The sequence below is a fragment of the Parablautia muri genome (assembly GCF_009917485.1).
Taxonomy (GTDB): domain Bacteria; phylum Bacillota; class Clostridia; order Lachnospirales; family Lachnospiraceae; genus Suilimivivens; species Suilimivivens muri.
On record NZ_QZDT01000050.1, the window covers coordinates 18,249 to 28,156 of the forward strand.

Annotated in this window: 2 protein-coding genes; both read right to left on the reverse strand. The window is 56.5% G+C overall.

The genetic code is table 11. The features are described from left to right. Nucleotides 1–63: 63 nt before the first annotated feature. Complete coding sequence (locus D5281_RS19755; protein WP_160263821.1) at nucleotides 64–402, reverse strand: plasmid mobilization protein; 339 nt, start codon at nucleotides 400–402, stop codon at nucleotides 64–66. Then, nucleotides 399–9,827: a DEAD/DEAH box helicase family protein gene (locus D5281_RS19760; protein WP_160561782.1), complete on the reverse strand. Its 9,429-nt coding sequence runs from the start codon at nucleotides 9,825–9,827 to the stop codon at nucleotides 399–401. Before D5281_RS19760 ends, D5281_RS19755 begins: the two co-directional genes overlap by 4 nt. Nucleotides 9,828–9,908: the final 81 nt, after the last annotated feature.

Here is a 9,908-nt window from a genome sequence, read left to right on the forward strand (position 1 = left end):
ATCACCTCCAGATATAAAAATAAGCGGCGGGAGCAAAAGAAAAATCGCTCCCGCCGCAGTTGTTTACAGTGCTTCAAATTTCTTCAGCAGGTCGCTCACGCCCTGCCAGATTTCAGCGTAGCCCTGCCGCAAGTCCTCCACATCCTGCTCATACAGGTTGTGGGTACTGTTGCAGCGGCGGGCGATCTGGTTGACGTTGCTGGAAACGGAGCGCAGCAGCTTTACCAGTTCCAGCACCGCGCCCATATCAAGCTGCACAATGTAGCCGTCCACCGCCATTTTCCGCAGGTATGCCCGCAGGTTGGAAGTCCCCAGCAGTTCCATTTTGCGGTCAATCGCCGCCTTTTCTTCCGGGGAAACTTTGGTGAACAGCCCCACCGTGCGCCCCTCCTTTGCCCTCACAGCACCGCCTCCTTTCGCGGGGTGCGCTCCATGCCGGACTGTACCGGCGCGGGCGGTTCATAGTTACGGAGTGCCTGACGGATAGAGGGTTTATGGCCAGCCGCCGCAGCGGGCATCGGCACAACCGGCGCGGGTTCTCCGGCGTCCTCCAAATCAGGGCTTTCTTCAACCTCCTGCTCCTGCTCATCCTCCTTTTTGTCCGGTCTGGACAGCTCCCGGTTAAGCTGGTTTAAGCGGGCGGATTTTTCCCGCAGTTCTTCTTCTTTTGGGAATGGCCGGTCGGCTTCTTCTTTGGCGTTTTCCAGTTCGCTTTCCAGTGTGGTAAGCCGCGCCTTTTGCGCGTCCAGCCGTTCCGCCAGACTTTCCAGCGCATTGTTAATGCGGGTGACATTGCCCACCGCATCGTCGGACAGTTCGGCGGAGTAGGTCAGGTTCTGCTTCATGGTGACGCGGAATTTGCTGCCGTCACACCTGAGCTGCATGGGGAAGCCGCGAAACTCGCCTAAATCCACAATCTTTTCCGGGTCGTCCATCAGCATACAGGCTTTAATCACCGCTTCGCCCGCCGCCTTGCGCTCCGTGTAGGTCTGGCCCATGACAGTCATGGAAAAGGCATCGTCCTTGACCGGGTGGGCCTGCACCGTTGGCAAATCCGCCGTCAGCGCTTCGATTAGCAGCTTTGTTTCCGCGATTTTCTGCGGGTAGTATTTCAGCGCCTTGTCCTGCATTTCGTACTGCTGGGAGGTGTGGTTGGCTTTGAGCATTTTCAGCTTGGAAACCTGCACATCCAAATCCATTTTTTCGCGGATGCGGTCGTCACCGGTAGCCAGTGCCTTGACCTCTGCGTAGGAAAGGGCGGTGGCGTCCACATCCTCGGCGGAGCGGGCGGGGCTTTTGGAGGTCATGATCTGGCCGATAAATTTCTGCTTGTTTTCCACCAGCCCCCAGTTGTAAGCGTCGAATGTCCCTTTGGTGACATACTTGAACATTTTCACCGACGCATTCATGTTTCCCTGGCGCAGAGAACGGCCGGCGCGCTGCTCCAAATCGGCAGGACGCCAGGGGCAATCGAGATCGTGGGACGCGACAATGCGGTTCTGCACATTCGTGCCTGCGCCCATTTTTGCCGTGGAGCCGATTAAAACACGCACCTGCCCCCGCCGCACCTTGGCGAACAGTTCCGCCTTTTGGGTTTCCGTGTTGGCGTCATGGATAAAAGCGATTTCTGCTTCGGGGATGCCCTTGGCAATCAGCTTTTCCTTGATGTCGTCATAGACGTTGAATGAGCCGTCGCCTTTTGGTGTGCTGAGGTCGCAAAACACTAACTGTGTCCCCAAAATCTCCGTGCTGGCCTGCCATTCCTGCACGATGTTTTTCACGCAGGCATTGACCTTGCTGTCCGGGTCGTCGGGTAGGAGCGGGTTTTGCAGCCGCTGATCCAGCGCCAGCTTGCGCCCGTCCGAAGTGATGCGCAACATATTGTCGATATGGGGGTCAACCTGGCCTCCGCGCACACTTTCCGCACGCTCGCCAAGTTCCTCCACCATTTCTTTCTGGAACCCGCTGGGTTCGGTAGTGACGGTGATATATTCTGCTTTTGGCACGGGGAGGTTCAGCATATCGGCGGTCTGGATGTCGGCGGCTTCTTTCCAGATAGAGATTAACTCCGGCAGGTTGTAAAACTTGGCAAACCGGGTCTTGGAGCGGAAGCCGCTGCCCTCCGGCTTTAATTCCATCGCCGTGACCTTTTCGCCAAAGTCCGCCGCCCATGCGTCAAAGTGGCGGTGTCCGTTCTGCTCCAGGGTATCAAACTGGAGGTAGCGCATCATGGTATACAATTCTACCATTGAATTGCTGACCGGGGTTCCGGTGGCGAACACGATGCCGCGCCCGCCGGTGATTTCGTCCATGTAGCGGCATTTTGCAAACATATCGCTGGATTTCTGCGCGTCTGTCTGTGCAATCCCCGCCACGTTCCGCATTTTTGTGTGTAAAAAGAGGTTCTTAAACCCGTGCGCTTCGTCCACAAACAGACGGTCAACGCCCAATTCCTCAAAGGTCACAACGCTGTCTTTCTTCTTGCCGTCCGCCAGCTTTTGCAGCTTGGCTTCGAGATTTTTCTTGGTTTTCTCCATCTGCTTGATGGTGTAGCGCTCGCCGTCCTCGGCTTTTGCTTCGGCAATGGCGGTGACGATTTCATCAATCTGCCCCTCAATGACGGCTTTCTGCCGTTCCGGGGAGAGGGGGATTTTCTCAAACTGTGAGTGTCCGATAATCACCGCGTCATAGTCGCCGGTGGCGATACGGGCGCAGAATTTCTTGCGGCGGGCAGGCTCAAAGTCCCGTTTCGTGGCAACCAGCACCTTTGCGCCGGGGTAAAGGCGCAAAAAATCGCCGCCCCATTGTTCCGTTAAGTGGTTGGGGACGACGAATAAGGATTTCTGGTTCAGGCCCAGCCGCTTGCCCTCCATTGCGGCGGCAATCATTTCAAAGGTCTTGCCCGCGCCGACACAGTGGGCGAGCAGTGAATTTTTTCCGTAGAGCATCCGCGCCACGGCGTTTTCCTGATGGGTACGCAGGGCAATTTCCGGGTTCATGCCCGCAAAACGGATATGGGAACCGTCATATTCGCGGGGACGGATGCAGTTGAATTTCTCGTTGTAACGCCTGCAAAGGGTTTCCCGGCGCTCCGGGTCTTTGAAAATCCAGTCCTTGAACGCTTCGCACATGGCTTCCTGCTTCTGCTGGGCGATGGCGGTCTGCTTTTCGTTGAGGACGCGCACCTCCTTTCCGTCCTCCATCTTTGTATCGAAGATCCGCACATCCCGCTGGTTTAAGGTCTGTTCAAAGATTTCATAAGCGTTGATGCGCTTCGTGCCGTAGGTGGCGTAGACGCGCACGTTATCCCGGTTGTCCGCGCTTTTGCCCTGCACGTTCCATTCGCCGGTGACGGGGGCATATTGCAGCTTGATTTTCCGCTCCTGCAAGTATGCAGGCGTGTGGAGCAGTTCAAACATAAACTGCTGGTAATACCTGGGGTCTATCCAGGACGCGCCGATCCGGACGCTGATTTCAGAAGCGGTCAGGTCTTTGGGCTGCACCTGTTCCAGCTTTTCGGCGTTGACGGCAAACTGCGGGTTTTCCTTGGCGGCGGCGCGGGCAATCGCTAACTTGGCCCGGACGTTGCCGGAAAGGTATTCGTCCGCCGTCTGCCAGCCCTGGTGCCAGTGTGTGCCGCCGTCCTCCAGGTCAAAGGGGCCGGTGGAGGGGTCTTTGAAGATGATGCCTTTTAAGTCCTCCACAATCTGCGGGATTTTTTCAGAGCCGCCCATCAGGGACGCCATGTAGCCCAAATCCACGCAGGCTTTCTCCCCGATAGATACCGCCAGCGCCTCCACAGCCGTGTCCACGCTGGTAACGGCGCGGTGGGTCTGGATGGTGCGCCGGGTGAACATATCCGCCTTGCGTTCCAGTTTCCCCTCCTCGTTGATGATTTCCAGGGAGCAGAGCAGCGGGTAGGAGGAATCCTGTTCAAAGGCCAGCTTGTTGCCGGTGCTGTTAAGAAGCCCGTATTTTGCGCTGAACGCATCATAGAGCCGGTTTAATTTTGCCTGCTCGGACTGGATTTCGGTATCGTCCGCGCCGGCAAGCTGCAAGTCAATCAGGCGGCGGGCGCTGTCCCGGATGCCGATCATGCCCTTGACGCGCTCCGTGGGGGTTTTGCCAAGGACGGCCTGGGTCATGCGGGAGTTTTCCCGGAAGTACAGCTTATCATTGGATAGGGTGTAACTGAAATTGCGTACAGATGGGTCGGCGGGGATGCTTTCCAGTTCTTCCCCGTCCTGTCCGGCATCCACTTCCAGCAGTTCCCGGTCAGGCGGTGCGATATGCCGGATAGCGTCTGCAAGCTGCTTGGAAAGGTCTGCGCCGGGGATGGGCTGGCAGGAGGTTTCGGTTTCATTGCCGTACATACTGCGCCCCATTGTCATTGTCCCCAGCACCATTTCCGGGTGTTCCAAATAGTAGCGGTTCAGGGGGATGCCGTCCTCCGTCTGCCCGGCCTCCACCCATTCCGGGAGTTTTTCCGGGATGCGGTCGCGCTTCTGGAAAAAGAGGATGTCCGTGGTGACTTCGGTTCCGGCGTTGGCTTTGAACGCATTGCTGGGCAGTCGGACTGCGCCTAATAAATCGGCTTTTTGCGCCAGCGCTTCCCGCACTTTGCTGTTTTTCTTGTCCATCGTGCCTTTGGTGGTGATAAAGGCCACAATGCCGCCGGGACGCACCTTGTCCAGCGTTTTGGTGATGAAATAGTCGTGTATCATCAGGTTCTGGCGGTCGTACCGCTTGTCATGTACCTGATAGCTGCCAAAGGGGACGTTGCCCACCGCCAGGTCAAAGAAATCGTCCGGGTGGTCGGTGCGCTCAAAGCCGTCTACTGTAATATCCGCCTTTTGGTATAGCTGTTTTGCGATGCGCCCGGTCAGGTCGTCCAGCTCCACGCCATAGAGTTTTGCCGCCGCCAATTTTTCCGGCAGCATCCCGAAAAAGTTTCCGATACCCATAGACGGCTCCAAAACTGTCCCAGGCGTAAAGTCCATCTGTTCCACCGCGTTGTAGATTGCCTGGATAACGGTGGGGCTGGTATAGTGGGCATTGAGAACCGTGCTTTGTGCAGACTGGTACTCCGCAGGGGTGAGCAGTTCTTTCAGTTCGGCGTATTCCTTTGCCCACTTGGGGTCGTTTGGCTCAAAGGCGTGGGAAATGCCGCCCCAGCCCACATAGCGGGACAAAATAGTCTGTTCCTCCGGGGTGGCAAGCCGGTTTTCGGCTTCAATCTGTTTCAGGGTGCGGATGGCTTCCACGTTGTACTGGTACTTGGTTTTTTCACCGCCCACGCCTAAATTTTCATCGGTGATCTGGAAGTTGTGGCGCTCTGGTTCAAACCGCAGGGGCTGTAAAATAATCTTGCTGGGGAATACCCTGCCGCCCACTTCCTCCTGGGCGCGGCGGCGGGCCTGCTTCTGCGCCGGGGTTTCGGTAATCTGCCCGCCGTCAATCTCCATCGGCTCCGGTTCTTTTTCTGTCTGCTGTTCCAGCCGCCTTTCCGCTTCGGGGGACAGATAAATCAGGTCGTTAAAATCAAGGTCTGCCAGTTCATGGTCAATCAGTTCCCGCAGGCTGTCATAGTCCCGCCTTTCCACACATACGCCCTCTACAAGCTGGCTAACACTGAAATGCACCAAATCCACATTGACCTGGATTTCCAGTTCATCGTCTGTAATCGTGGTATAGGCAATCCCGATATGCTCCAAGTCGGAGAAATCCACATCATCGCTGCCGTATTCAGAATAGGCAAACTGTTCAATAAGCTGCTTTGCCCTGTCTAAATCGGAGGTTTGGGGCTGTTCCGGCTCCTGCATGGGTTCCGCTGTAAAATGCTCCTGCTGGACTTCCTCCACAAACTGCCGCACAAAGGGGATACTTTCGCTGCGGAAAATGGGGAACCAGCCCCGCAGTTCCATATCTTGCAGGCTGACGGTTCCGGCGTTGTAGTCTACGCTGTCAATCTTCATCAGCCGCCCGTCAATGGTCAGTTCCATGCCGACAGGGATATAATCCGCCGCACTGCGCTCCTTGATGATTTCATAGGGCGCGTCAGTGCCGCGTTCCGTGTCAGGCCGCGCAAGCACCACGCTTTTTCCGTGTTCCAGCAGCTTTTTCAGGACAGGCTGCCAGCCAGCCGCGCCGGTGACGGAAACCGTCCCTAAATCGGGGATTTCGCGGGTAATGACGTTTTTTTCCAGCGCGGGCGCGGCTTCTTCCGCATCAGTGCCGTAAAAGAGGATGGTTTCCCCCACCTGAACGCCTACCAGCTTGTCAGGATGCGCCGCTTTGAGGTTCAGGTATTCCTCTACATTGGGCGTAAGGTTCGGCTCGTCTGCGGCGGATGTTTCAGGGGTTTTCTGTGTCTGCTCTGCACCCGCGCCGGTGGGTTCCGTTCCGTCCTCCGGCGCAGGGAATGGTACGATATTGCTGCCTGCGGTTTCCGGCTCCGAATTGTCCGAAACGGGCGCGTCCTGCGCCTTTTCCGGCTCTGGTTCTGGTTCTCTGGCCTGCTCCATATCCTGCACCCGTTCCGGCTCCTGGGGCGGCGTGGAAAATACCGGCGCGTCCTGGGTCGCGGAAACGGTCATTTCGCTGGTGGCGGCGATTTCCCTGATTCTCTCGTTGATTTCTTCCGGCAATTTCGTGTCGAAAAAGAATATACTGCGGTCGGAATAGATATGGGCAAGAGTTTTATAGTCGCCGTGTACTTCTTCCAAACGGTTCCAGACCGTCAGGCCGTTGCCCATGTGTCCATAGCCCAGGTCATACCGGGCGGCAGGGTTTTCCGGTTCCGTGTTCACGGCAGCTTCGGGTATATCCGGCTCCGCGTTTGCAGTAGCTTCGGGTACATCCGGCTCGGCGGCTGCGGCTGTTTCCGGTGCGGCTGGCTCTGCCTGCGGCTGTTCCATTTCCGGCGTGGATGGTGTGGCGGGGTCAGACAAAAGCCCGAACATATCCAGGGTAAGCTGCTGGCCCTCTTTGTACTCTTGCGGGGCGGGCTTTTTCTTGCGGGAGAGGGCTTTTGCCGCCGCTGCAAGACTGCCGGCGGGTTCTTCCGTATGCTTGCCGGCGCTTTCCTTTTCTTTCTGTTTTTGCTCCTGCTTTTTCTGGCGTTCCTCCTGCAAGACGGCATCGGGCAGAGGGGTGAATAAGGAGTATTCGCCCCGCAGGTATTCGCCCATTTTTTGGAGTGCCGGCTCCATCAGGGAATAGGCGCGCTCGTCCGGGGATACCATTGCCAGGGCTTTCACCATTTTTTCATAGTGCGCTGCGCATTGTTCTGGGTCGTCTAACAGCGGGCGGAATACCTTTTTTGCCGCGTCAACATCCCAGTCGCGGGGGATTGTTTTGCTGGCATCGTTGGGGTCGTAGTATTGGAACACATACAGGCTCCGGGCAAGCCGCATTTTTTCATATTCCGGCAGATATGCCTTTTCCCTGCGGTTCAGATACCGATCTTCTTTGATTAGTCCTGCAATCCGCTTGTGTATCTGTTTCCAGTTCAGCATGACCGTATCATAATTGCCCTCGGAAAAATCGTCAGCGCGGGACAGCTTGATTCCTTTGCCGTCGTGCCATTCGTCAAATCCAATGTAGCCATGCCCGCCGATGCCGTATTCATTTTTCAGAAAGGCAATGCACTCGGCGGCGTCATGGCCCTGCATAAAGTAGGAGTAGATGCGGAACTTGCCCTCGGAAACGCCGGAGCCGCCGGTGAGCTGGCGGGTGATTTCATCCTCGGTGACAAATGCGCCACGGGCAGGGGAAAAACCCGCTGCCGCCTGAAATGCCGTCACCGGCTTATCCATATCGGTCAGGCGGGTATATAAATCATGGGGCGGTATCTGCTGGCGGAACCGTAACAGTTCCGGGTTCCGCTGATGGGCGTTTGCAAGCTGCTTTACCTCCTGCGCGATTTTGGCGCGTTCTGACGGGTCTTTTAAGAGTGCGGCAATCTTTTCCGTGCTGTCCGGGAAACCGCCGTACAGCGCGTCAATGGTGGGCAGTAAGCCCTTTTCCCTTGCTTCGTCGCTGAAATTCTGGCGCAGATACCACAGCTTTTCGGACAGTTCCCGAAACTCGTTGTCCCGCGCCGCGTCGATGTTGTCCTGGCTGGCAAACTGGCCGTCTTTCAGAAGCTGGCCAATCTGTGCCGCCGCCTGCTTCCATGTGACAAGGGAACCTCCCCCGGCAGAACGTCCCGGCGCGATGTGGATGCCGCTTTGACTGAACCACAAAGAATACTCATGCCCCGCAATGTTAAGCCCTTTGCCGCCGGTGCGGTATTCCTTTTGCAGAAAATCGGCGGCAAGCTGTTCCGGCGGGTCTTTCTGGAAAAAGGCCACAATACGCAAAATACTGTTTCGCTCATTGCTGCCGCTGGTGAGGGCGCGCCCGATGACGGCATCCGTCACTTTTCCGGCGGCAGCGGCGGGGCGGAGTTCCTGCTCGGTTTTCTGCACATGGGCAATGGTTTCAATCTGCTGTTCCACGGTAGGGAACAGGGAAAACTGTGTAAATGCCGGCTTTGCAGACGCAGAAACGGCGGGCTGTTCGCCCGCCGCCTGCTGGTTTTCCTGATTTACTTGTAAACGATCTCGTTCAGTACCATTTCCTCCGCCTGTGCGGTGAAGCTGTTGACCGCCTGCACCCATCCCATCTGGTCGCGGGCTTTCATCGCTTCGTCCACGTGGTTCTGTTTCTTTAAGTCCGCCACGATCCGGTCTACCTGCTCCTGTGCCTGCTGGTCGATCTCCCGCAGGTGGGCTTCCAGCCGCCCGGTCAGAAGCATCGAGGTGTACCGTCCCTTGTGCCGTTCCTGGAGAAAGGTCTGCCGCATCCGTCCGTACTTGCCCAGCGGCATTTCCTCCATCCCGTCCTCCCCGTCCATCATCAGGTCGGGAATCTGGTAATCGCCCATCTTCTTGTATGCCAGTTCTGCCATTTTCTATGCTCCTTTCTTCACTTTCATGCTTTAACGCGCTAAATTCTTCCTTGCCTTTAGTATAACCGATCACCGGCTCTTTTGCAAGGGTTTTTTCCCTGTTTTTTTGCCGGTTCTGCGCTTTTTCTTTCTCTGCCTGCCGGATGCCCTTTTTCACTTCCAGCAGCATATTCATGGACACTTCGCTGGCGGCGCTGCCTAAGTGGTGGAGGACGGCGGGGGTGGAAAATTCACTGATGCCGTCAAAATCTTCATCGTCCAGATAGTCGGCGGCGTTTAGGCCGCAGCGGGTGAGAAGCGTGTACTGGACGCTGGCCGTCAGGAGGTTGCGGAAACGCACTTCCAGGTTGAGGTCGTCCAGTTCCTCCAAAAGACTGCCCTGGGTGTCGTAGGCAAGGTCGGCCAGAAGTTCGGGGTACACTTCCTCTACCGCGTGTTTTGCCTGTTCCATCAGCGCCTGCCCGATGTCCTGGTTTTCCGTTTCTCCGTACCGCTTCACAAGCGTATCCAGGACGGCGGCGTGGTGTTCGTCTTTCAGTTCCCACAGATAGGGCATCCTTGCGCCCCGCACCGGGCGGGTGTCCGCCACATCGAAAACATAGGTCAGGCGCGGGCGGATGCCGTCCTTATTGATGAGCGCAATGCCCTTGGAGCCGGCCTTGACCCAGCGGCGCATATCCTCATTCCACAGTTCCATGCTGGCGCAGGCGGTGGCGTCCGGGCGCTGGGCGTAGATTAAAAGCTGTTCATCAAACGAGTATTTATAGAGCCGCGATGCAGTGGTAAGATAGCTTTTCCAGCCGTGGGCGTTCCTTGTGACCGCTTTGGCGGTCTGGTCTGCAAGCTGCGACACATATTGTAGCTTATTCGCCATGTTTCCCTCCTGTTAATAACTTCATGAGCTGTCACAGATTCAATCTTATCCGCTGTCACAAATCTGCTCATTTTCCTGTCA